The 22607-nt window shown below is 68.0% G+C and carries 22 protein-coding genes; 15 read left to right on the forward strand and 7 right to left on the reverse strand.

Annotated elements, in window-relative coordinates; all coding sequences use genetic code 11:
• Positions 1-147: 147 nt before the first annotated feature.
• The 3 genes from MYL53_RS02425 to MYL53_RS02435 all read right to left on the reverse strand — a co-directional run bounded on the left by MYL53_RS02425 (position 148) and on the right by MYL53_RS02435 (position 2370).
• On the reverse strand, positions 148-834 hold the full coding sequence (locus MYL53_RS02425) for a type 1 glutamine amidotransferase domain-containing protein (RefSeq protein WP_247851787.1): 687 nt from the start codon (positions 832-834) through the stop codon (positions 148-150).
• 111 nt (positions 835-945) lie between these two features.
• The gene (dkgB, locus tag MYL53_RS02430; RefSeq protein WP_247851788.1) at positions 946-1755 is read right to left on the reverse strand and encodes a 2,5-didehydrogluconate reductase DkgB; all 810 of its coding nucleotides are present in this window, start codon (positions 1753-1755) and stop codon (positions 946-948) included.
• A gap of 21 nt (positions 1756-1776) precedes the next feature.
• Positions 1777-2370, reverse strand: a complete 594-nt coding sequence (locus tag MYL53_RS02435) for an NAD(P)H-dependent oxidoreductase (RefSeq protein ID WP_247851789.1) — start codon at positions 2368-2370, stop codon at positions 1777-1779.
• A 146-nt stretch (positions 2371-2516) separates the two neighbouring features.
• Here MYL53_RS02435 and MYL53_RS02440 point away from each other — a divergent pair, with 146 nt between their 5' ends.
• Positions 2517-3410, forward strand: coding sequence for a LysR substrate-binding domain-containing protein (locus MYL53_RS02440; protein ID WP_247851791.1), 894 nt, complete (start codon positions 2517-2519; stop codon positions 3408-3410).
• Positions 3411-3431: 21 nt separating this feature from the next.
• Here MYL53_RS02440 and MYL53_RS02445 read toward each other — a convergent pair whose 3' ends face one another.
• Entirely contained in the window at positions 3432-4466 is a 1035-nt protein-coding gene (locus tag MYL53_RS02445) for a LacI family DNA-binding transcriptional regulator (RefSeq protein WP_247851792.1), read from the reverse strand.
• Positions 4467-4534: 68 nt separating this feature from the next.
• Between MYL53_RS02445 and ltnD the strand changes: the two genes are divergently transcribed.
• From ltnD to MYL53_RS02510, 13 genes are all read left to right on the forward strand, one after another.
• Positions 4535-5542, forward strand: a complete 1008-nt coding sequence (gene ltnD / locus MYL53_RS02450; protein ID WP_247851793.1) for an L-threonate dehydrogenase — start codon at positions 4535-4537, stop codon at positions 5540-5542.
• 2 nt (positions 5543-5544) lie between these two features.
• Positions 5545-6825 (forward strand): 3-oxo-tetronate kinase, encoded by a 1281-nt coding sequence (gene otnK, locus MYL53_RS02455; protein WP_247851794.1) that lies wholly within the window; start codon positions 5545-5547, stop codon positions 6823-6825.
• A complete protein-coding gene (otnC, locus tag MYL53_RS02460; protein ID WP_247851796.1) occupies positions 6822-7469 on the forward strand; it encodes a 3-oxo-tetronate 4-phosphate decarboxylase in 648 nt (215 codons plus the stop codon). The genes otnK and otnC overlap by 4 nt, the downstream gene beginning before the upstream one ends.
• Positions 7470-7490: 21 nt before the next feature.
• On the forward strand, positions 7491-8297 hold the full coding sequence (gene otnI / locus MYL53_RS02465; RefSeq protein ID WP_247851797.1) for a 2-oxo-tetronate isomerase: 807 nt from the start codon (positions 7491-7493) through the stop codon (positions 8295-8297).
• 53 nt (positions 8298-8350) lie between these two features.
• Positions 8351-9313: a D-erythronate dehydrogenase gene (gene denD / locus MYL53_RS02470; RefSeq protein ID WP_247851798.1), complete on the forward strand. Its 963-nt coding sequence runs from the start codon at positions 8351-8353 to the stop codon at positions 9311-9313.
• A 60-nt stretch (positions 9314-9373) separates the two neighbouring features.
• Positions 9374-10366, forward strand: a complete 993-nt coding sequence (locus MYL53_RS02475; RefSeq protein ID WP_247851800.1) for a TRAP transporter substrate-binding protein — start codon at positions 9374-9376, stop codon at positions 10364-10366.
• A gap of 59 nt (positions 10367-10425) precedes the next feature.
• A complete protein-coding gene (locus MYL53_RS02480) occupies positions 10426-11034 on the forward strand; it encodes a TRAP transporter small permease (RefSeq protein WP_247851802.1) in 609 nt (202 codons plus the stop codon).
• The gene (locus MYL53_RS02485) at positions 11031-12305 is read left to right on the forward strand and encodes a TRAP transporter large permease (RefSeq protein WP_247851803.1); all 1275 of its coding nucleotides are present in this window, start codon (positions 11031-11033) and stop codon (positions 12303-12305) included. Before MYL53_RS02480 ends, MYL53_RS02485 begins: the two co-directional genes overlap by 4 nt.
• 20 nt (positions 12306-12325) lie before the next feature.
• Positions 12326-13786, forward strand: coding sequence for an aldehyde dehydrogenase family protein (locus tag MYL53_RS02490; RefSeq protein WP_247851804.1), 1461 nt, complete (start codon positions 12326-12328; stop codon positions 13784-13786).
• A 157-nt stretch (positions 13787-13943) separates the two neighbouring features.
• Positions 13944-14825: an NAD(P)-dependent oxidoreductase gene (locus MYL53_RS02495; protein WP_247851805.1), complete on the forward strand. Its 882-nt coding sequence runs from the start codon at positions 13944-13946 to the stop codon at positions 14823-14825.
• Positions 14826-14876: 51 nt separating this feature from the next.
• Positions 14877-15560, forward strand: a complete 684-nt coding sequence (locus tag MYL53_RS02500; RefSeq protein WP_247851806.1) for a helix-turn-helix transcriptional regulator — start codon at positions 14877-14879, stop codon at positions 15558-15560.
• 73 nt (positions 15561-15633) lie between these two features.
• On the forward strand, positions 15634-16566 hold the full coding sequence (yddG, locus tag MYL53_RS02505; RefSeq protein WP_247851812.1) for an aromatic amino acid exporter YddG: 933 nt from the start codon (positions 15634-15636) through the stop codon (positions 16564-16566).
• A gap of 49 nt (positions 16567-16615) precedes the next feature.
• Positions 16616-16954, forward strand: coding sequence for a tRNA-binding protein (locus MYL53_RS02510; RefSeq protein WP_247851813.1), 339 nt, complete (start codon positions 16616-16618; stop codon positions 16952-16954).
• A gap of 98 nt (positions 16955-17052) precedes the next feature.
• Here MYL53_RS02510 and MYL53_RS02515 read toward each other — a convergent pair whose 3' ends face one another.
• The 3 genes from MYL53_RS02515 to MYL53_RS02525 form a co-directional block, all read right to left on the reverse strand.
• A complete protein-coding gene (locus MYL53_RS02515) occupies positions 17053-19002 on the reverse strand; it encodes a tripartite tricarboxylate transporter permease (protein ID WP_247851815.1) in 1950 nt (649 codons plus the stop codon).
• 74 nt (positions 19003-19076) lie between these two features.
• Positions 19077-20198, reverse strand: coding sequence for a Bug family tripartite tricarboxylate transporter substrate binding protein (locus MYL53_RS02520; RefSeq protein ID WP_247851816.1), 1122 nt, complete (start codon positions 20196-20198; stop codon positions 19077-19079).
• 63 nt (positions 20199-20261) lie between these two features.
• Positions 20262-21395, reverse strand: a complete 1134-nt coding sequence (locus MYL53_RS02525) for a 4-oxalomesaconate tautomerase (protein WP_282103358.1) — start codon at positions 21393-21395, stop codon at positions 20262-20264.
• Positions 21396-21539: 144 nt separating this feature from the next.
• Between MYL53_RS02525 and MYL53_RS02530 the strand changes: the two genes are divergently transcribed.
• Complete coding sequence (locus MYL53_RS02530; protein WP_247851819.1) at positions 21540-22526, forward strand: LysR family transcriptional regulator; 987 nt, start codon at positions 21540-21542, stop codon at positions 22524-22526.
• Positions 22527-22607 lie beyond the last annotated feature (81 nt).

The following is a 22607-nucleotide window of genomic DNA, read 5'->3' on the forward strand; positions in this document are numbered from 1 at the left end:
CGGCATGAGATCGGTAGGAGCCTCAGCATAGCGCGTTGCAGCCGGGGAAGGCGATGCGAGGCGCCGCCGAAAAGCGCGCGGGCGGCGCCGGTGTTCCGGCGCCGCCCGTGGCGGTCATGCGATGGCGATAGAAGGCTAGCGTCGGGCTCAGCCCTTCAGCGCGTCCATCAGGCAGCGGGCGACCGGCTCGGAGGAGGGCGGGTTCTGCCCGGTGATCAGCCGGCCGTCCTGGCGGGTGTAGGGCGCGAAGTCGTCGGCCTTGGTGTACTTGCCGCCCTTGGCGATCAGTGCGTCTTCCACCAGCTGCGGGACGATCTGGGTCAGGCCTACGGCGTCTTCCTCGCCGTTGGTAAAGCCGGTGACCTCGCGGCCCTCCACCAGCGGCTTGCCCTGCTCGTCGCGGGCGTTGAGCAGCACGATCGGCGCGTGGCAGACCGCGGAAACCGGCTTGCCCTGGGCCCAGAAGGCCTCGATCAGGCGGATCGAGTCGGCGTCGTCGACCAGGTCCCACAGCGGGCCGTGGCCGCCGGGATAGAAGACGGCGTCATAGTCGTCGGCGCTGACGTCGGCCAGGCGATGGGTGGCGGCGAGCCGCGCCTTGGCGTCCGGGTCCTGCTGGAAGCGGCGGGTAGCCTCGGTCTGGCTCTCCTCGGCGTCGCTCTTGGGATCCAGCGGCGGCTGGCCGCCCTGGGGCGAGGCCAGGGTGAGCTCGGCGCCGGCGTCCTGGAAGACGTAATAGGGCGCGGCCAGCTCCTCGAGCCAGAAGCCGGTCTTCTCGCCGGTGTCGCCGAGGCGGTCGTGAGAGGTCAGCACGATCAGAATGCGCGGTGTCATCGAGGCGTCTCCTTGGTGTCGGGCCCGGCATACCGGGCCCGATGGATGGGGCGGGGGGTTATCAGCCTGGACCGGATGTCGCCGCCGGTAAAGCCCGGCGGCGATCGTCGCTCAGTCCCAGGCCGGGGCGAAGTCCGGGTCGGCGATGCGCGCCCCGCGATCGAGCGCGGCGATGGACTGCATCTCCTCGTCGCTGAGCGTGATCTCGAGGGCGGCCAGATTGCTTTCGATGTTCTTCGCCTTGGTGGACGAGGGAATGATCGCGATGCCCTGCTGGTTCAGCCAGGCCAGGGCGATCTGCGCCGGGCTGGCGTCGTGGGCCTCGGCGATGCGCGCCAGGGTCTCGTCTTCCATCACCTTGCCCACGGCCAGGGGCATGAAGGCGGTCACCGCGATGCCGTGGCGCTCGCAGTGCTCGATCAGCGGCCGGTTCTGCAGGAAGGGATGCACCTCGATCTGATTGGTCAGCAGCGCGCCCTCGCCGAGGATATCGACGGCCTGGTCGAGCTGGGCGCGAGTGAAGTTCGAGACCCCGATGTGGCGGGTCTTGCCGGCCTGCTGCACGTTCTTGAGCGCGGTCAGATAGTCGGCCATGGGCACCTCGTCGTTCGGCGAGGGCCAGTGGATGAGCAGCAGATCGACATGATCGGTGCCGAGCTTTTGCAGGCTCTCCTCGACGCTGGCTTCCAGGTCGCCGGGCCGCAGGCGATCGTGCCAGACCTTGGTGGTCAGGAAGATCTCCTCGCGGGGGATGCCGCTCTCGGCGATGGCCTGGCCGACCTCGGCCTCGTTGCCATAGAACTGGGCGGTGTCGATATGGCGGTAGCCGGCCTCGAGCGCGGTCTGCACGCTCTGCTTGAGGGTCTCCCCCTCGAGGCGGAAGGTACCGAAACCGAGTTGGGGCAGCGTTTGGGTCGTCATATCCATCTCCTGTGGTGGGGTTCAGGCGTGGTTGGTGTCGCCGAAGACGCTCGCCAGATGGGCCTGGTAGGCGTCGCGATGCGCGTCGATGGCCGGTGCCTTGATCACGTCGTTGGCCAGGAAGGTCGGCAGGGCGCTCATGCCGAGGAATTCCAGTGCCTTGTGCATCGGGAAGTAGACGGCGTCGACGCCGCGGCCCTCGAAGAAGTTGCCCGGCTCGTCGAAGGCCTCCAGCGGCGCGTTCCAGGTCAGCGACAGCAGATAGCGCTTGCCCTGCAGCAGGCCGCCGCTGCCGTACTGGCGGCTCGGGTCCTGGCGCGAGCGGCCGTCGCTGGCATAGAGCTTGCCGTGCCCGGCGGTCAGCACCTCGTCGAGATAGCGCTTGACGGTCCAGGGGGCGCCCATCCACCAGCCCGGCATCTGCAGGATGACGGCATCGGCCCACAGCCACTTGTCGACCTCGGTCTCGGCCGTGTAGCCGTCGTCGATGCGGGTTTCCTGCAGGGTGTGGCCCTGCTCGGCCAGGATGCCGCGGGCGGTCTCGTGCAGGGTGTCGTTGTAGCGGCCACCGGAATGAGCATAGGCCTTGGCACCGTTGAGCAGCAGGATGTTCATGGGCTTTCGTTAATCTCCTAATCAGTCGTACGCCCAAGAGTGGGGCCCGTCAACGGGGGCTTCAATCATCGAGAAATGCAAAACATCTTTGCAAATGATGCAATAGTCGCCCCGTTGCCGGAAAACGATGCGTATGGAGGAGAGGCGTGCAAAGCCAGATCGAGGAGCTCAACCTGCTGCTGGCGGTGGTGGACAGCGGCGGCTTCAGCGCCGCGGCGCGGCGGCTGGGGCTGCCGGTGTCGCGGCTGTCGCGGGCGGTGCAGCGCCTCGAACGGCGGCTGGAGACGCCGCTGCTCAATCGCACCACGCGCAGCCTGACCCTGACCAGCGAGGGGCGGCGCTTCATCGAGCGCGTGCGGGAGGGGCTGAGCGTGCTGGAGGAGGCGGAAGAGGCCGTGCGGATGAATCGCGAACGACCGCATGGCCCGCTGCGGGTAGATGCGGCGACGCCCTTCATCCTGCATCAGCTGGTGCCGCTGATCGGGGAATTCCAGGCCGCCTATCCGGACATCGCCCTGGAGCTCTGCGCCTCCGACGACATCATCGACCTGCTGGAACAGCGCGCCGACGTGGCGATTCGCATCGGCGGCCTCGAGGATTCCACGCTGCATGCCCGCAGCCTCGGCCACTCGCCGCTGCGGCTGGTGGCGAGCCCGGCCTACCTCGAGCGCCATGGCTTACCCGAGGCGCCGGAGGCCCTGCACGACCATCGCCTGCTGGGCTTTCTCAACGCCGAGGCGCTCAACTACTGGCCGGTCGACGGCCTGGCCGAGCGGGGGCCCAACATTCGTCCCTCGCTCGCGACCTCCAGCGGCGAGGTGATGCGCGAGCTGTGCCTGGCGGGCCACGGCATCGCCTGCCTGTCACGCTTCATGATTCGAGAGGATCTGGCGCGGGGCGATCTGGTCGGCCTGCTGGACGCGCATATCGTCAGCCCCAACCCGCGCGAGCGGGTGCAGGCGGTCTACTACCGCAATACCGCGCTGTCGCCGCGTATCGGCGCCTTTCTCGACTTCATCGCCCCGCGGCTGACGCTATGAGGCCTGTCGGGCGGCGTCGGCTCAGGTGCTCTCGCCCACCAGCAGCTCGAAGCCGATGTCCCGCCGCCGACGGGTGACGCGCCGGTCGTCCAGGCGTCGCAGTACCTGCTCGGCGGCCTGGCGGCCCATGGCCTCGCGAGGGGAGCGGATGGTCGTCAGGCGCGGCGTCAGCTGCTGACCCAGCGGCAGGCCATTGAAGCCGGCGATGGCGATGTCGTCCGGCACCTGCAACCCGAGCCGCACGCTATGCAGCAGGGCGCCTGCCGCCAGATCGTCGTTGGCGAAATGGATGGCATCGGCGTCGCGATGCGAGGCCATGACGCGATCCAGCCCGCCGGCGCCGGCCTCCAGGCTGCCCAGCTCCTCGAGCTCGATGAGCGGTGCCGCGTGGCCGGCGTTCTCGAACACCTCGCGATGCCCTTCGTAGCGCATCAGGGCGCGGTAGTCGCGATCCAGGCAGGCGCCGACGAAGACGCTGCGACGATGGCCCCGCTCCAGCAGGTGGCGGGCCATGCAGCGGCCGGCCTCGCGATGATCGAGGCCGACGTTCAGATCCAGCCCGTCGCCGAGTTCCATGACCTCCATGACCGGCTTGTCCCATTGCTCGAGCAGGGCGCGGCAGGCCGGTGAGTGGCGCAGTCCCGCCGTGACCAGGGCCGAACAGGACCAGCCCAGGAAGGTCCTGACCAGCTGGTGCTCGCGTTCGAGGTCGTAGTCGGTGTTGCCCAGCAGGATCTGGTAGCCCCGCGCCTCGAAGGTGGCCTGCAGGCCGCGGATCACCTCGATGAACACGCTGTTCTCCAATGAGGGAACGATCACCGCGATGAAGCGGGAGCGCGCCGAGGCCAGGCTGCCGGCCACCAGATTGGGCACGTAGCCGACCCGCTCCATGGCCTCCAGGATCCGCGCTCGGGTATCCTCGTTGACCCGTTCGGGTGCGTTCAGCGCGCGCGAGGCGGTGATGGCGGACACGCCGGCGGCCTCGGCGACCTCCCTGAGGGTCGGTTGAGACGCGCCGCGGCGGCGACGCGTCCGTTGGGTGTCCCGGTTAGACATTGGTCTCGTCCTTGCGCTCTTCGCTTGCCCCGCCAGGGGCATCCGTCTAGAAAGGTGTTAGCGCTAACATGATAGCGCTAACACGCGCCGGTGACATCCTCCACCGAGACGGCCAGCACACGACATCGGGAGAACCAAAGGTGAGCGACATTTCCGCAAGCAAGCCCCGCATCGGGGTCGTCGGCCTCGGCGCCATGGGCCTGGGAACGGCCACGGCGCTGCTCGAGCAGGGTCTTTCGGTGACGGGCTGTGACGTCTCGGCCGCGGCGCGACAGGCCTTCGAGGCAGAAGGAGGGCGCTGCGTCGAGAGTCCCGCGGCGCTGGCCGAGCGCTGCGATATCGTGCTGCTGGTGGTCGTCAACGCCGACCAGGTCGAGCAGGTGCTGTTCGGTGACCAGGGGCTGGTGGGGTGCCTGGCACCGGGTAGCGTGGTGGTGCAGTGCGCCACGGTGGCGCCCAGCATCGCGCGCCGACTGGGCGAGCGGCTGGGCGAGGCCGGCCTCGAGATGCTCGACGCGCCGATCAGCGGCGGGGCCGCCAAGGCGCGCAGCGGCGAGCTGTCGGTCATGGCTTCCGGTGCGGTGTCGGCGTTCGACAAGGCGGCTCCGGCGTTGGAGGCCATGGCGGCCACCGTCTACCGACTGGGCGATGCACCCGGCGTCGGCTCGAGCATGAAGCTCGTCAATCAGCTGCTGGCCGGGGTCCATATCGCCACCGCCGCCGAGGCCATGGCGCTGGGCATCCGCCTGGGACTCGACCCGGACACGATCTACGAGGTGATCACCCATTCGGCGGGCAATTCCTGGATGTTCGAGAACCGGGTGCCGCACATTCTCAAGGGCGACTACACGCCGCTGTCGGCCGTCGACATCTTCGTCAAGGACCTCAACATCGTCCATGACACCGGCCGCGAGCTGGCCATGCCGACCCCGGTGACCGCCTCCGCCCTGCAGCAGTTCACCGCCGCCAAGGGCGCCGGCCTGGGCCGCGAGGACGACTCGGCCGTGATCAAGGTCTACGAACGGCTGTCGGGCATCACCCTGCCCGAGGCGGCCAACGATCCGCAGGGGGTATGACCATGCCTATCGTGCTGGGCGTCATCGCCGACGACTTCACCGGCGCCACCGACCTGGCCAACAACCTGGTGCGCAGCGGCATGCGCTGCGTGCAGGTGATCGGCGTGCCGGACGCAGCGCTGGCGCTGGATGACGTCGACGCCGTGGTGGTGGCGCTGAAGTCGCGCTCCTGCGCCGTGGAGCGCGCCGTCGAGGACTCGCTCGCTGCTCTCGACTGGCTGCAGCAGCAGGGCGCGCGCCAGATCTTCTCCAAGTACTGCTCGACCTTCGATTCCACCGACGCCGGCAACATCGGCCCGGTCGCCGAGGCGCTGATGGATCGGCTGGGCGCCGCCCAGACGGTGATGGTGCCGGCGTTCCCGATCAACGGCCGCACCGTCTATCAGGGGCATCTGTTCGTCGGCGATCGGCTGCTCAACGAGAGCGGCATGCAGCATCACCCGCTCAACCCCATGCATGATGCCGACCTGGTGCGGGTGCTGTCCCGCCAGGTCACGCGCCCGGTCGGACTGGCGCCGCACCCACTGTTGGCCCGGGGCGGGGAGGCGACGCGCCACCACCTGGAGGCGCTGGGCGAGCAGGGCGTCGGCCTTGTGGTCTGCGACACCCTCGATGAGGGGGATCTCGCCGCGATCGCCGAAGCGGTGGTCGACCTGCCGCTGGTGACCGGCGGCTCGGGGCTCGGCCAGGCGCTGCCGGCCGAGTATCGACGCCGCGGCTGGCTGGCCGAGGTGACCGATCCCGGCCGCCTGGCGCCGTCGTCCGGCGCGGCCCTGGTGCTGTCGGGCAGCTGCTCGCGGGCGACCTTGGAACAGATCGCGCGCTTCCTCGAGCATCGCCCCGGCATGGCGCTGGACCCGCTGGCGCTGGCCGAGGGCGAGACTCACTTCCAGGACGCGCTGACCTTCGCCCGGGGGCGGATCGCCGACGGCGGGCCGGTGCTGGTCTACGCCTCCGCCGACCCGGCGCGGGTCAAGGCCGCCCAGGCGGCGCTGGGGACCGAGCGCGCCGGTCAACTGGTCGAGGAAGCGCTGGGGCGCCTGGCCCGGACGCTGGTCGAGGAGGGCGTGGGCCGGCTGGTGGTGGCCGGCGGCGAGACCTCCGGCGCGGTGGTCTCGGCGCTGGGCCTGCGTACGCTACGCATCGGCGAGCAGATCGACCCCGGCGTGCCCTGGACCCAGGCCCCGATGCCCGGCCGCGAGGCGCCGCTGTCCCTGGCGCTCAAGTCGGGCAACTTCGGCGGCCCCGATTTCTTTACCCGAGCCTTCGAGGTGCTGACATGAGCGCGCATGCCATCAATGCCCAGCGCGATCAGATCGCCGTCATGGGGAAGTCGCTGTTCGATCGCGGGCTGACCATGGGCTCCAGCGGCAACATCAGCGTGCGCCTGGAAGACGGCGGCTGGCTGATGACGCCAACCAATGCCTGCCTGGGCCGGCTCGACCCGGCGCGCATCGCGCGCCTGGACCGGGACGGCCGGCTGCTCGACGGCGACAGGCCGACCAAGGAGCAGTTCCTGCACACGGCGATGTACCAGGAGCGCCCCCAGTCCGGTGCCATCGTCCACCTGCACTCGACCCACTCGGTGGCCGTCTCCTGCCTGCCCGACGTGGATCCCTGTGACTGCATCCCGCCGCTCACCGCCTACTACGTGATGCGGATCGGGCGGTTGCCGCTGGTGCCCTATCACATCCCCGGGGATCCGAGCCTGGGAGACGCCGTGCGCGGCCTGGCCGGCCGTCACAGCGCGGTGCTGCTGGCCAATCACGGCCCGGTGGTGGCCGGCAAGTCGCTCGAGGCCGCGGTCTATGCCACCGAAGAGCTCGAGGAAACCGCCCGACTGTACCTGCTGCTGCGGGGACAGAACCCCCGCGGCCTGACGCCCGACCAGGTGGCCGAACTCGAAGCGCGCTTTCCGCGCGATTGACCCCCACAGCGAGGAGCGACGATGACCCGACTGGCCGCCAACCTGAGCATGCTGTTCACCGAGCACGATTTCCTCGACCGCTTTCAGGCCGCCGCCGATGCCGGCTTCCATGGCGTCGAGTACCTGTTTCCCTATGCCCATGCGCCGGCGCGCCTCGCCGAGGCGCTGGAGGAGGCGGGCGTCGAGCAGGTGCTGTTCAACCTGCCGCCCGGCGACTGGGAGGCCGGCGAGCGTGGCCTCGCCAGCCTGCCGGGACGTGAGGCGGAGTTCCGCGATGCGGTGATCGAGGCGCTGCGCTATGCCGAGCATCTGGGCTGCCCGCGAGTGCATGCCATGGCCGGGCTGCTGCCCGAGGGCCTGGATGACCGTGCGCGCGATGAGGCCCGCGAGGCCCATCACGCCACCTATCTCGAGAACCTGCGTTTCGCCGCCGGCGAGGCCGCCAGGACCGGACGGGAACTGTTGATCGAGCCGATCAATACCCGCGACATGCCGGGCTATTTCCTGTCGCGGCAGGACCAGGCCGTGGCCGTGATCGAGGCGGTGGGCGCGGACAACCTGCGTCTGCAGTTCGATCTCTACCATTGCCAGATCATGGAGGGCGACCTGATTCGTCATCTGGAGCGTCTGCTGCCTCATCTCGGCCACGTGCAGATCGCCGGGGTGCCCGAGCGGCACGAGCCGGATGTCGGCGAGGTGCACTACCCGGCCATTCTCGAGCGCCTCGAGGCGCTGGGCTATGGCGGCTGGATCGGCTGCGAGTACCGGCCCGCCGCCGCCACCCGCGACGGCCTGGGCTGGGGGCAAGCCTACGGGCTGCGGCCCTGAGATCGGTCTGCCCTCGACTGACAACAACATTCTCACGATCAGGAAGTGACGCCATGCATATCGTCATCACCGGCGCCGCCGGTTTTCTCGGCCAGCGCCTCGTGCAGCGGCTGCTCGAACTCGGTGAGCTCGACGGCCGGCGGATCCGCCGGCTGACGCTGATCGACCAGGCCGAGCCGCCCGTCCTCGACGGCGCGGGCGTCGAACTGGAGGCCCTGGCGCTGGATATCAGCGCCCCGGGCGCCCTGGACGCGATACTGGAAGCGCGACCGAACGTCATCTATCACCTGGCCGCGGTGGTCAGCTCGGCCGCCGAGGCGGACCTGGATCTGGGCATGAGGGTCAACTTCGATGCCACCCGCGCGCTGCTGGAGGGCTGTCGGGCCCATGGGCTGTCCGAGACCCGCCTGGTGATGGCCAGCTCCGTGGCGGCCTATGGCGGCGAGCTGCCCCAGGTCCTCGACGACATGACCGCGCTGCATCCGCAGAACTCCTACGGCGCCCAGAAGGCCATGTGCGAGCTGCTGGTCAACGACTACAGCCGCCGTGGCCTGGTCGACGGCCTGGTGCTGCGCCTGCCGACCATCGTGATTCGCCCCGGGCGGCCCAACGCCGCGGCCTCGAGCTTCGCCTCCAGCATCCTGCGCGAGCCGCTCAACGGCGAGCCGGCGATCTGCCCGGTGCCCACCGAGCTGGCGCTGTTCGTGATGTCGCCGGCCAGCGTCATCGAGGCCCTGATTCACGGCGCCCGGGTGCCAGCGGCCGCGCTCGGCGACTTCCGGGCCTTCATGCTGCCGGGCATCACGGTGAGCGTCGCCGAGATGCTCGAGACCCTGGGCGAGATTGCCGGCGAACAGGCGCTGGCCCTCGTCCGCCACGAGCCGGATCCGGCCATCGAGGCCATCGTCGGCAGCTGGCCGGCACGCTTTCGCAACGACCGCGCCCGGGAGCTGGGCTTCCGGGGCGACCAGAACTTCCGCGATATCGTCCAGGCCTTCCTGGAAGAGAGCGCCTGATTCCCACACCGGGATCAGGCACATGACCCAAGCGTGATCACGACCCACGAGGTGATAACAATGACAGCCACTTTCGCACGTCGCAGCTTGTCCACCGCCATTGCCGGTGCCACCCTGGCCCTCGGGGCCGCCAGTGCCCAGGCGGCTCAGACCATCAACCTGGGCCACACCCTTTCCGACAGTTCGCACTATTCGGTCGGCGCCGACGCCTTCAAGGAGACCCTGGAACGCCTCAGCGACGGCGAGTTCGAGGTCGTCGAACATCCTTCCGGTGCGCTGGGCGGCGAGCGCGCCATGATCGAGGGCCTGCAGATCGGTACCGTGGACGTGGTGATCACCTCCACCGGGCCGCTGGGTAACTTCGTGCCCGAAACCTACGTGCTCGACCTGCCGTTCCTGTTCAAGGACTACGATCAGGCGCGCTGCGTGCTGGACGGCCCCATCGGTCAGGATCTGCTGAACAAGATGGGGGAACACGACCTGGTTGGCCTGGCCTGGTCCGAGAACGGTTTTCGCCATCTGACCAACAGCAAGCGCGCGGTCGAGACCCCGGCAGATGTCGAAGGGCTCAAGGTCCGCACCATGGAAAACAAGGTGCACATGGCGGCCTTCGAGGCGATGGGCGCGCATCCCACGCCGATGGCCTTCCCGGAACTGTTTACCGCGCTTCAGCAGGGCACCGTCGACGGCCAGGAAAATCCCATCACCGTGATCGTCGCCACCAAGTTCTGGGAAGTGCAGGACAATCTGTCACTGACCGGCCATGTCTACTCGCCCGCCGTCGTGTTGGGGTCACCGATCCTGCTGGATGGGCTCTCCGAGGAAGAGCGCGGCTGGTTCGACCAGGCCGCTCAGGCCTCGGCCGCGGCCACCCGTGAGGAAGTGTCGCGCCTCGAGCGCGAGGGCGTTGAGCTGCTGCGCGAGAACGGCATGACCGTGGAAACGGACATCGACAAGGCGCCGTTCCAGGAAGCCGTCGAGCCGGCCTACCAGATCTACACCGATCAGTACGGCAGCGAAATGCTCGATCGCGTGCGCGCCAGCGACTGCTGAACCCGCCGAGCCCCGGCGCCTGAGGGGGCCGGGGCCACGTTGACTTGATGGTGGCCACGATGCTGCAACTCTTTCTACGGGTCGAGCACCAGACCACGCGTCTGGCCCTGTTCGGCGCCGTGCTCATGCTGATCGTGTCGGTGACCCTGGGGTTCTACCAGGTGATGACGCGATTCGTCTTCGATGCGCCCTCGACCTGGTCCGAGGTAATCTCCCGCTCGACGATGATCTGGTGCGTCTTCCTGGGAGCCGCGGCGGGCTTTCGCGGCGGCTTCATGATGTCCGTCGAGGTCATTTACAAGCTGATTCCCGGTCGCCGACTGATCTGGCTGGAGGGGCTGATCGCCCTGTGCTGTGCCGTCGTGCTGCTGGTACTGATGACCTACGGCACCGCCATGACGCTGCGCGTCCAGTCGCAGATGCTGTCCGGGCTCGAGGTCTCGATTTCCTGGGCCTATGCCGCCATGCCGGTGGGTGCGAGCTTCGCACTGGTGGCGGTAGTCGCCCGCCTGCTGGCGCAGGCGACCGGCCGGGAGGCCATCGGGCCGGTCGTGGATGAGGTGTCGGAGGGACACGGTGAAGAGAGCCGGTCCGCGCCAGAGCCGCGCCGCTGCGTCTCCGGGGACATGGAATCCGACCGGCTCAACGAGAGGAGTGACCGCCCATGAATGCCGCCATCGGACTCTCGCTGATCATCCTGTTCAGCCTGGGCGTGCCCATCGCCGTTTCGATCCTGCTGGCGTCGATCGTCGGCATCGAGTTCTTCTCGCGCCTGCCGCTGTTGCTGGTGCCGCAGCAGATGTTCGTGGGTATCGACAGCTTCCCGCTGATGGCGATCCCGTTCTTCATCCTGGCCGGCAACCTGATGGCCGCCGGTGGGATTTCCCGGCGCCTGGTGGATCTGGCCAAGGCCGTGGTGGGGGGCCTCCAGGGCGGGCTGGCGATGACCTGCGTGCTGACCTGCATGCTGTTCGCCGCGGTATCGGGCTCGAGCGTGGCCACCACCTTCGCCATCGGCTCGATCCTGATCCCGGCGATGGTCAAGCACGACTATCCGCGCCCGCTGGCCGCCTCGATCCAGGCGTCGTCGGCGGAGCTGGGAGTGCTGATTCCCCCCTCCATCCCGCTGATCCTCTACGGCGTCAGCACCGATACCTCGATCGGCAAGCTGTTCATCGCCGGCATCGGCCCGGGTCTGCTGATCGGCGGCGCCTTGCTGCTGTTCCTGTACCTGTTCTGCAAGGTGCGCGGCTACGGGCTCAAGGACCGCGAGGATCGCCATGACTTCATGACCGCCTTCAAGCGGGCCTGGGCCGCACTGCTGATGCCGGTGGTGGTGATCGGCGGCATCTACGGCGGCGTCTTCACGCCCACCGAGGCCTCGGCGGTGGCGGTGGTCTACGCCCTGATCGTCGGCGGGCTGATCTACCGTGAACTGTCCTGGGCGGAGCTGCTGCCCATCTTCAGGCAGAGCGTGGTCTCGACGGCGGCGGTGATGCTGATCATCGCGGCGGCGGCGCTGTTCAGCTTCCTGATCAGCCGCTCCGGGCTGCCTGGCGAGGTGGCGGCCTGGGTGACCCAGGTGTTCGACAGTCCGATCGCCTTCCTGCTGGCGGTCAACGTCATGCTGCTGGTGGTGGGCATGTTCATCGAGACCTCGGCGGCGATCCTGGTGCTGGCGCCGATCTTCACTCCGATCGCCGTGCAGTACGGCATCGACCCGGTGCACTTCGGGCTGATCATCGTCGTCAACCTGGCGCTGGGGATGTTCACGCCGCCGCTCGGCGTCAACCTGTTCGCCGCCTGCGCGGTGGCTCGCCTGTCGGTGGATCAGCTGCTGCCCTGGCTGATGCGGTTCGTGCTGGTGGTGCTGGCTTGCCTGATCGCGATCACCTATCTGCCCTGGATCTCGCTGGGGCTGGTCGACCTGCTGTACTGACAACCCTCGAGGAGACATCGATGAGTGCGTTACCCGTAACGCCGCGCTGCGCGGCACTGATCGGCGGGGAGTGGGTGACCACGCCCGGCACCCTGGGCGTCGAGGCACCGGCCACGGCCTCGCCGCTGGCCGAGATCGCCCGCTGCGGGGCGGACCAGGTGGACGCCGCGGTCGCCGCGGCTCGCCGGGCCTTCGACGGCGAGCTCGGCGACTGGCACCGGTGGTCGGCTCGCCGGCGCGGCGAATGGCTGCACGCCTTCGCCGACGCCATCGTCGCCGACGCCGCGACCCTGGCCGCGCTGGAGTGCGCCGATACCGGCAAGCCGATGTCCCAGGCCCGGGGCGACATCACCGCCTGTGCCCGCTACTTCCGCTTCTACGCCGGTGCGGCGGACAAGCTCCATGGCGAGACCATCCCCTTCGACAACGACTTCGCCGTGTTCACCCTGCGCGAGCCCTACGGTGTCTGCGCCCAGATCATTCCCTGGAACTACCCCTCGCAGATCTTCGGCCGCTGCGTGGCCGCGGCGCTGGCGGCCGGCAACAGCGTGGTGCTCAAGCCCGCCGAGGACGCCTGCCTGAGCGTGCTGCGCCTGGCCGAGCTGGCCGTCGAGGCCGGGCTGCCGGCCGGGGCGCTCAACGTGGTGCCGGGTCTGGGACGCGAGGCGGGCTCGGCGCTGGCCGCGCATCCGGGTATCGATCACCTGTCGTTCACCGGCTCGCCGGAGACCGGGACCCTGGTCACCCAGGCCGCGGCGGTCCATCACGTGCCGGTGACCATGGAGCTCGGCGGCAAGTCACCGCAGATCGTGTTTGCCGATGCCGACCTGGAGGCCGCCCTGACGGCAGTGGTGCGGGGCATCATCCAGAACGCCGGCCAGACCTGCTCGGCGGGAAGCCGACTGCTGGTCGAGGCCTCCTGCTACGACGAGGTCGTTTCGCGTCTCGCTGCACGCTTCGGCGACCTGCGCTGCGATGCCGGCGAGCGCGATGCCGACTGCGGCCCGCTGATCAACGCCCGCCAGCGCGAGAAGCTCGAGACCCGGCTGGCGGCGGCGCGGGCCGATGGCATTCGTGTGGCGGCGGTCGGCCATCTGGCCGAGGGGGTGCCCGCCGAGGGCCATTTCGTGGTGCCGCAGCTGCTGGTCGACATTCCCGACGACCATGAGGTGATCCGCGAGGAGCTGTTCGGTCCGGTGCTGGCGGTGCAGCGCTTCGACGACGAGGAGGATGCCGTGCGTCTGGCCAATGCCACCGACTTCGGCCTGTGTGCCGGTGTCTGGACCCGCGACGGCGGGCGTCAGCTGCGCCTGGCCAAGCGCATCCGCAGCGGCCAGGTCTTCGTCAACAACTACGGTGCCGCCGGCGGCATCGAGCTGCCGTTCGGCGGCATGGGCCGCTCCGGCCACGGCCGCGAGAAGGGCTTCGAGGGACTGAAGAGCTACACCCAGCTCAAGACGGTGGCGATCCGCCACGGCTGAGGCGTCGACGGAACCCACTGCGACCGGCATGACGGAGTGACGGACTCGGCGCCAGGAGTCGGCCTCCGAGGGCTGGGCAGCTGGCGGTCATGAGGCATGCCGGTCGGTCAGCGCCCCTGGGGGCGAGGGATGGCTATCCATTAAGGAGAGAGATGAGATGAGCAAGACATACCGGATCGGCATGATCGGCGTGGGCCTGATGGGCCACGGCATCGCCACCAGCCTGCTGCGCAGCGGCCATCGGCTGAGTTTTCTCGACCATCCCGGCAACCAGCCGGTCGAGGACCTTCTGGCGGCCGGTGCCGAGAGGCGCACCAGCGCCCGCGAGGTGGCCGAGCATGCCGAAGTGGTGATCCTCTGCGTGACCGGCACGCCCCAGGTGGAGAGCGTGCTGTCCGATGCCGGCGGCGTGCTGGAAGGCCTGCGGGCGGGCGGCGTGATCATCGACTGCTCGACGGCGATTCCGAGCTCCACCCTGGCCATCGCCGAGCGCGTCGCCGCCGCCGGCGGACAGTTCATGGATGCCGCCATGACGCGCACGCCCAAGGAGGCCGCCGAGGGGCGCCTCAACCTGATCGTCGGCGCCACCGACGAGCTGTTCCGCGAGGTGAAGCCGCTGCTGGAGAGTTTCTCCGAGCACATCACCCATGGAGGTCCTGTGGGCTCGGGGCACAAGCTCAAGCTGCTGCACAACTACGTGTCGCTGGGCTTCACCGCGGTGCTGGCCGAAGCCGCTGCCGCTTCCCGCCGGGCCGGCATCGAGGACGACGTCCTGCTCGAGGTGCTGGGCAACGGCGGCGGTGGCGGGGTGGTGCTGGAACGCCTGCGGCCGTTCATTGCCGCAGGGGACCCCTCGGGTTTCCGTTTCAGCCTCTCCAACACGTACAAGGATATCGGCTACTACAACGCCATGGCCCGGGACCTGGGCGCCGAACGCGGCGTGGCCGCCGCCATCGATGCGCTGTATCGCGATGTCAACGAGCGCGGGCACGGCGATCGTCTGACCCCGGAGCTGGTGGCGTTGCTGGGAGAGTCATGAGGGAAAGTGAGGCGCTGGCATCGACGGCGCCGGCGCGGCATCCTGTAGGCCATGAACGTCGATCTTCCCATCACGCCCCGCAGCGTCGAGCGTTCCTATCCACTCGACTGCCTGAGCGACACCCACGACTACCACCAGCTGCTGGTGGGGCTCGACGGCCGCGTGGACGTCGAGATCGAGGGGCGGGGCGCCGCCATGGCGCCGGGGAGCGTGTGCCTGATCCCCGCCGCGGCGACTCACCACTACCTGGGGCTCGACGCCGACAACCGCTGCCGCGTGCTGGACCTGCCGGCGGGAGGGGCCGTGGATGCGCTGTTCGAGTGCATTCGCTTCCTGCGCCTGGCGCCGGAGGAGGCCGCCGGGCTGGATGACGACAGCCTGCTGGCGCGGCTCGGCGCCGCGCCTGGCTGGCAGGGGCCGCGGCTCAACATGGCGCGCCTGACCCGGCGAGTGCAGGCCGATCCGGCGGCGGCCTGGAATCTGGCCCGGCTGGCCGAGGCCGCACGGCTCTCCGAGCGGCAGCTGCGCCGCAGCCTCGTCGCGCTCACCGGCCTCACGCCCTGGCAGTGGCTGACGCATCAGCGTCTGGCGCTGGCCGAGCGGCTGCTGACCGCCAGCGATGCCTCCATCACCGAGATCGCCCAGGCCTGCGGCTTCGCCGACGGCGCCCAGTTCAGCCGCCATTTCCGACGCTGGCGAGGGCAGACGCCGAGCGCCTTTCGTCGCGCTCACTGACGGCCGAAATCGACAAGTCGTCGTCTTCCTTACCCTTCATACTGCTCAGCCGACCCGCGAATGGAGAATCGAGATGTCGGCTGTTTCCCCCGCCGAGGCGCGCCGCGCCACCTTGTGGGGCGCCAGTACCGTCCTGAGCTGGGCGACGCTGGCGCTGTTTACCCAATGGGCCGGCCCGGTGCCGCCCTTCCTGCTGACCGCGCTGTGCTTCGGCCTGGCCGGCGGCCTGGCGCTGCTGGTGTTCCTGCTGCGCGGCGAAGGCCGGGCCCTGGCCGAGGCCTTCCGCCAGCCGCCGGCGGGCTGGCTGCTGGGCGTGGGCGGGCTGTTCGGCTACCACCTGTGCTACTTCATCGCCCAGCAGAACGCGCCGGCGGCCAATGCCGGGCTGATCAGCTACCTGTGGCCACTGCTGATCGTGATCCTGGCCGGCTGGCTGCTGCCGGGCGAGCGCCTGCGCACCATTCACCTGGTGGGCGGCGTGTGTGGCTTCATCGGCGCGGCGCTGCTGGTCGGCCCCGACGGCTTCGACTGGTCCGGCGAATACACGTCGGGCTATCTGGTGGCGCTGCTGGCGGCCTTCATCTGGAGCGGCTATTCGGTGGTGTCGCGACTGCTGGCGCGGATTCCGACCACGGCGGTGGCCTGGAACTGCCTCGGCGCTGCGGTGCTGGCGCTCGCCTGCCATCTGGCCTGGGAACCGCGCGGCTGGCCGGAGGGCGCCAACCTGTGGGCGATCCTGGCGCTTGGGCTCGGCCCGGTGGGCAGCGCCTTCTTCACCTGGGATCTGGGCATGAAGCGTGGGCACGTGCGCCTGCTGGGGCTCTTGTCCTATGCCACGCCGCTGTGCTCGACCCTGGTACTGATTGCCGCCGGTCTGGCCGCGCCCAGCCCGACCCTGCTGCTGGCCGCGCTGCTGATCTGCGGCGGGGCGTTGATCGGTAGCGGCATGTTGAGGGGGCGAAAGAATCGGCGTTCGCGTGAGGCGACGGAGTCGTCGCGGGGATAACCCCTCGGCGCGTCGCCGGGCACATTCAAGAGGTCAGAAGGACACCGTCATGGAACAGATCGAATGGTCGGATTTCGCCAGGGTCGAACTGCGGGTGGGCACTATCGTCGAGGCCGAGGTCTTTGCCGAGGCGCGGCGCCCGGCCTATCGGCTGCGCGTCGACTTCGGCGAGGCCATCGGGGTACGCAAGTCCAGCGCCCAGATCACCGAGCTTTACGACCCGGAGGCGCTGGTGGGCCGTCAGGTGGTCGCCGTCGTCAACTTCCCGCCGAAGCAGATCGGCCCGATGACGTCGGAGTGCCTGGTTACCGGCTTCCACCGCGACGATGGCGCCGTGGCGCTGGCCGTGCCCGATATGGCGGTGCCGAACGGGGCGCGGCTGGCATGACGCGGGCCGCCATGATCGCTCATGGCGGCCCTGTGATGAGGCGACATGGGCCGGCCTGCATGCCCCGGCCCATGTCGCGTATGGCTGTCGAGGCGGGCTCAGCCGAACAGCAGGGGATCGATGATCCCGGGGGGATAGGTCAGGGTCAGGAACTGTGCCATGCCGACCAGGAAAGCCATGACGCCGAGTGACATGATGATCGCCATCCAAGGCTTGAGGCGCGCAACGGTCAGCAGGAAGACGAGGGAGAAGAGCGTCGCCGCGGTGACGAACCCCAGCAATAGCATGCTCCCTACCAGAGCGAAGAAGCCGATCAGCCAGAGTCCTTGCTGTCCGATGGCTTGAGGCTGCCGCTGGGGGCGATGCAGCAGGCAGCGAGCGATCTCCAGCAGGCAGGACGCGGCGAGGATCGTGATGGCCAGTCGCGGCATGATGCCGCCGATCAGCGTCAGGTCGGCCACATCGATCCAGGCAACGACAGCCGTTGCCAGCAGGGCGGCGAAGAGCACCACGTCGATGACGCCCAGCGTCGGAGGTTCGGCACGAGCCGTGGAGGCGGCACCGACCGTGGATGCCTGACGACGCTTGAGCCATAGCGAGCGCAGCACGGGAATGAAGAGGGCCGCCAGGATCAGCGCACCGATGATCAATACGCCGGGGCGCATGAAGGCATCCGTACCCTGGAACTGCACCGCCTGATAGAAGTAACCCTCTGCGCCGGGAGCCAGCACGAAACCGATCAGGAAGGCGGGGCGCGACCAGTTGGCCTGCTTGAACAGAACGCCCAGGACACCGACCGCCCCCAGGGCGAACAGATCACCTGCCGAGCGCGTGGCCTGGAAGGCGGCGAACATGATCAGCACCGTGATCACGGGCGCCAGCGTGGCAAAGGGCACTCGGGTCAGGCCGGCGACCGGGCGCGCCAGCACCAGGCAGAGTGCGGCGCCCAGGATATTGGCCAGGGCCAGCGACCAGATAATGGTGTAGGTCAGGTCGAGGTGAGTCTCGATCATGCCGACGCCGGGCTGCAGCCCGAGCAGCAGCAGCCCGCCGAGGAACACCGCCGCCGTGCCCGAACCCGGAACGCCGAACAGCAGCGTCGGCACCATGGCGCCGCAGGCGCAGGCATTGTTGGCGGACTCGGGGGCGATCACCCCGCGGATATCGCCCTGGCCGAATTCGGACTTGTCCTTGGCGCTTTGCACGGCATGCCCGTAGGTGAGCCAGTCGACCACCGAGCCGGCCAGCCCGGGGATGGTGCCGATCAGGCTGCCGATTGCCGCACAGCGCGCCACGAGACCGCGCTGTTCACGGACATCGCGGATGCCTTGCCGCCAGCCTTCGCCGAGTTTGCAGGGCTCTTCGGCGATGGCGCCGCGCTTGACCAGCAGATCGATGATCTCCGGGAGGGCGAAGATCCCGAGGCCCACGACCACCAGAGGCACGCCATCGTAGAGGTAGTCGAGCCCGAAGTTCATGCGGAACTCGCCCGTGGCCGGTGCCATGCCGATGGCCCCCACCAGCAGGCCGAGGCCACAGGCGGCCAGCCCCTTGAAGAGGTCGCGTCCGGAGAGAACGGCCACCATCGACAGGCCCAGCAGGGTCAGCATGAAGAGCTCGGACGACGAGAACGACAGCACCAGTGGGCGCGCGATCAGGATAAAGCCGGTGAGAATGACGGCCCCGATCAGGCCCCCGATCATGGACGACAGAAAGGCGCTGGACAGCGCGCGTGCCGCCTGACCGCGCTTGGCCAGCGAGAAGCCGTCGATGACGGTCGCCTGGGACGCGCTGGATCCGGGGATGCCCAGCAGCACCGAGGCAAAGGTATCGCCGGTCGGGATCACGGCCACCAGCCCCATCAGCATGCCGAGGGCGACGCTGGGTTCCATGCCGTAGAGGAAGGGCAGCAGAAGCGACATGCCGGCGATGCCCCCGAGGCCGGGGATGATGCCGACCACGAGCCCGACGAGAACGCCGAGTACCATGAAGAGCAGATGGGACAGGGTGAACAGCTGCCCAAGACTGGAGAGAAGGATATCGAGCATGGCGTATGGCTCTTGTATTGTGTGATCAGGAGGAGCCAGGGATGCCGGCCCCTTGGGCCGGCATGTTCCACTGTTTATTGAAGCTTGACGTCGTGTTCGGACTGCAGCCAGTTGGCCAGCCAGTCACGCGTGGCCTCGTCGATGGACATGGCATCCTCCAGGTGTCGCTGGGCGACGTCGCCGATGACCGGCGTGTAGGGCCCCAGCTGGGCGGCGGCCGCTTCCTTGAAGGCGTCGGTGCCGACGAAATCGCGAGCGGCCTGGCGATAGGTGTCGATCAGCGGCTGTGGCGTATCCTTTGGCACCATGATCAGCTTTTGCAGGGCATAGCCGGAGGCGAAGAACTTGCGGAATGCCTCGTATTCCTGACCTGAAGGCGCTTCGCCGTGTCGGGCCTGGTAGATCTCGTTGAAGGTGGGAAGATCCGGGAACGTCGGATCGCGGACGATCTGTCCTTCGTCGTTCAGCACCCCGAGCGAGAACAGCGGCACTGCCTTGCCGGCCTCCACCAGCGGTTCGACATTGCTCAGATAGGCAGAGGTGGTCTGGAAGTCGATGTCGGCTTCACCGCGTTCGAATGCCAGACGGCCTTCGCCTCGACTGCGCATGCCGAAGACGGCCTGCACGTCGGCACCCAGCATGTCCAGGGCGATCAGGACCGGGAGTTCGACGCCGGTCGGGTTCTGGGCGGCCAGCTTGACCGGCTGCTCGAGCAGGGCATCCAGCGCGGTATCGGCCGTTTCGCCGAGGCTGGGCTGGGCATAGACCACTCCCCCCGTCGGCGTGGCCAGGATGGGCGTCCAGTCGTTGTAGTCGTAGCGAACGCGAGGATCGCCGAGCATGGCCGGATACTGCGTCGAGGCCGAAGTGCCCAGCCAGTTGCTACCGTCCGCTCTGGCACGGATGGCGAAAAGGTTGGCGCCATTGATGGAGCCGCCGCCGGGGACGTTGTCGATCATGATGGTGGGTTCGCCCGGCAGCGATTCGCTGAGCCAGGGGGCGAAGAAGCGCGCCCAGACATCCGTTCCTCCGCCGACGCCGAAGGGAACGGTCCACTTGATATTGCCGGGCACGTCGGCGTCTTGTGCCTGGACAGAGGTTGCCAGGCCTATCCCGGTGATCGCAATGCCGAGCAGGGCCGCTTTCTTGAGCTTTCCAAGGAGGGGGTTTTTGGTCTCAGTCCTGGGGATCATCATGGTATTTCTCCTGGCGTGTTGTCGTTGTCATGGTGTTTGAGAAAGGCCCGGTCGGTGGGTCGCTCAGCTGGCCTTGGACGCCAGGGAATCTCGATCGGGCGTGGCAGGAAGCGAGTAGAAGATCGTACCACTCATGATTTTTCTGGCGGTGCGGATCAGCGACACGCGTGCGATGTCGATGGGGTCGGCGTTGCGGTGCTCGACGTTCAGGTCGATGAACCCGGAGGGGTGCTCCAGCCTGACCTGTGACAGCAGACCGTCGGCGGCGAGCCTGCCCGTGTTCACCGCGATGCGGTGGGCGACGGTGCCCGGCACGCTGACGGCGGTGGCCACGGCAATGGCACCCGTGACGGCAATGGCCTTGTGGCAGCGGTGAGGCACGAAGTAGCGAGTGCACAGCACGCCGCTGTCGGTGTCCGGCGCGGAGACCAGCACGGGCTTGGGCAGGACGCTCTGGCTGACATCGCCCAGCCCCATGCGCCGTCCGGCCTGGCGACGCATCATTTCCAGGCGCTCCAGCATGGCGGTGTGGGCGTCCAGCTCCGCGGGCGACTCCCGGCCGCTGAGCCCCAGGTCGGCCGCATTGACCATCATGATGGGCGTGGCGGCATCGAGGCAGGTCACCTCGATGCCATCGATGATCTCGGCGGCCTGCCCGGTCGGCAGCAGGGCACCGGTCTTGGTGCCGGTGATATCAAGGAAACTGAGCTGAATGCCGGCGGCAGTGCCTGGCACGCCGCTGATCGTCGCCTCGCCCTCGTAGGCGATCTGGCGTCCTGGTGTGGGGACGTGGCATTCGATCAGCCGCTGAGTGTTGAGGTTTCGCACCCGCACGGCGGTGGTCCCGTCCTGGGGTTCGACCAGCCCGGTCTCGATGGCGTAGGGCCCGACGGCAGACAGCATGTTGCCGCAGTTCGGATTGAAGTCGACGCGGCGATTGAGCACATCGACCTGTGCGAACAGATAGTCGACATCGGCATCGGGGTGGGACGAGTGCTCGACGATGGCGACCTTGCTGGTCAGCGGATCTCCTCCTCCGATGCCGTCAATCTGGAGCGCATGGCCCGAGCCCATGAGGTTGAGCAGGATCTCGGCCTGTTCCTCCTGGCTGTCGGGCAGGTCCTTCATGCGCAGGAAAGGGCCCCGGGAGGTGCCTCCGCGCATGATCATGCAGGGAATGCTGTTCATCATCGTCATGCCATATCGCGTCTAGGAGTTGTGATATGAGCATGTCAGCGGGGTTTTAATGCTTCAAATGCAAAGAAATACAAAAATCAATGTGCTTTGTGGATTAATGTGGCATGCTTATCAATGGCATCTACTCCATGCAAGAGTGAGACTATGCTGCATCGCCTTGAATTCCTTGATTTGCAGGCCTTTATCCAGGTCGCCGAGCTGGGCTCCTTTCACGAGGCCGCGCAACGCCTGCATCTTTCTCAACCGGCTCTGTCACGACGCATCCAGAAGCTCGAGGAGCTGCTGGAGGTCGATCTGCTGGAGCGCACCACACGCCGAACGCGACTGACGCCCATCGGCACGGATTTCCTGCCGCGGGCCAGGCGCATGATCGAAGAGTACGAATCGTCGATTCTGGGCATCCGTGAGCTGGCCACCCATCAAAAGGGCACCGTGACCATTGCCTGCATTCCCACCGCGGCCTTCTACTTCCTGCCTAGCGTGATTCGCGGGTTCAGCGAGGCCTGGCCGGGCATCCGCATCAAGATCCTCGACGTCAGTGCCAAGGAGGGGCTGGAGAAGGTGATCAGCGGCGAGGCGGACTTCGGTATCAACATGTTCAGTGCCCAGAGCCCGGAAGTGTCTTTCACGCCGCTGCTGAGGGATCCGTTCGTGCTGGCGCTACGCTCCGATCACCCTCTGGCGGATAAGGAGCGTATCGCCTGGTCGGATCTCGAGCAGGTCAGGTTGATTACCGTCAGTCGGGACAGCGGCAACAGGATGCTGCTGGACAATACCCTGTCGGCCGAGGGCATCCGGCTGAACAGCTTCTACGAAGTTCAGCATCTGTCGACCTCCTTGGGCCTGGTCGAATCGGGACTTGGCGTGGCGATCCTGCCCCGCATGACCATGCCGGGTCCCGACCACGACATCCTGTGTTCACGCGAACTGCCCGAGCCACGCATTCAGCGCACCATCGGCCTCGTGCGAAGCAACTCGCACAGCATTTCCAGCACCGCCCAGCTGTTCATCGATATGCTGCTCGAGCACTGGGGAAGCGATCCGGGCTCGAGAGAGGAGCGCGCGGCTGTGGAAGAAGGACGCGGCACGGGGCCTGATGAGAAGGAAAAGCCGAGCCCGGCAGGAAGGTGAGGCCGCCCGGGGCGGCCTCACTGAGCCGGCATCAACGCGGCCCACGCGGAGGCAGCACTGTGCCGGCTCAGCGGGCCGCAC

Source organism: Halomonas getboli (assembly GCF_023094245.1).
GTDB classification, from domain to species: domain Bacteria; phylum Pseudomonadota; class Gammaproteobacteria; order Pseudomonadales; family Halomonadaceae; genus Halomonas; species Halomonas getboli.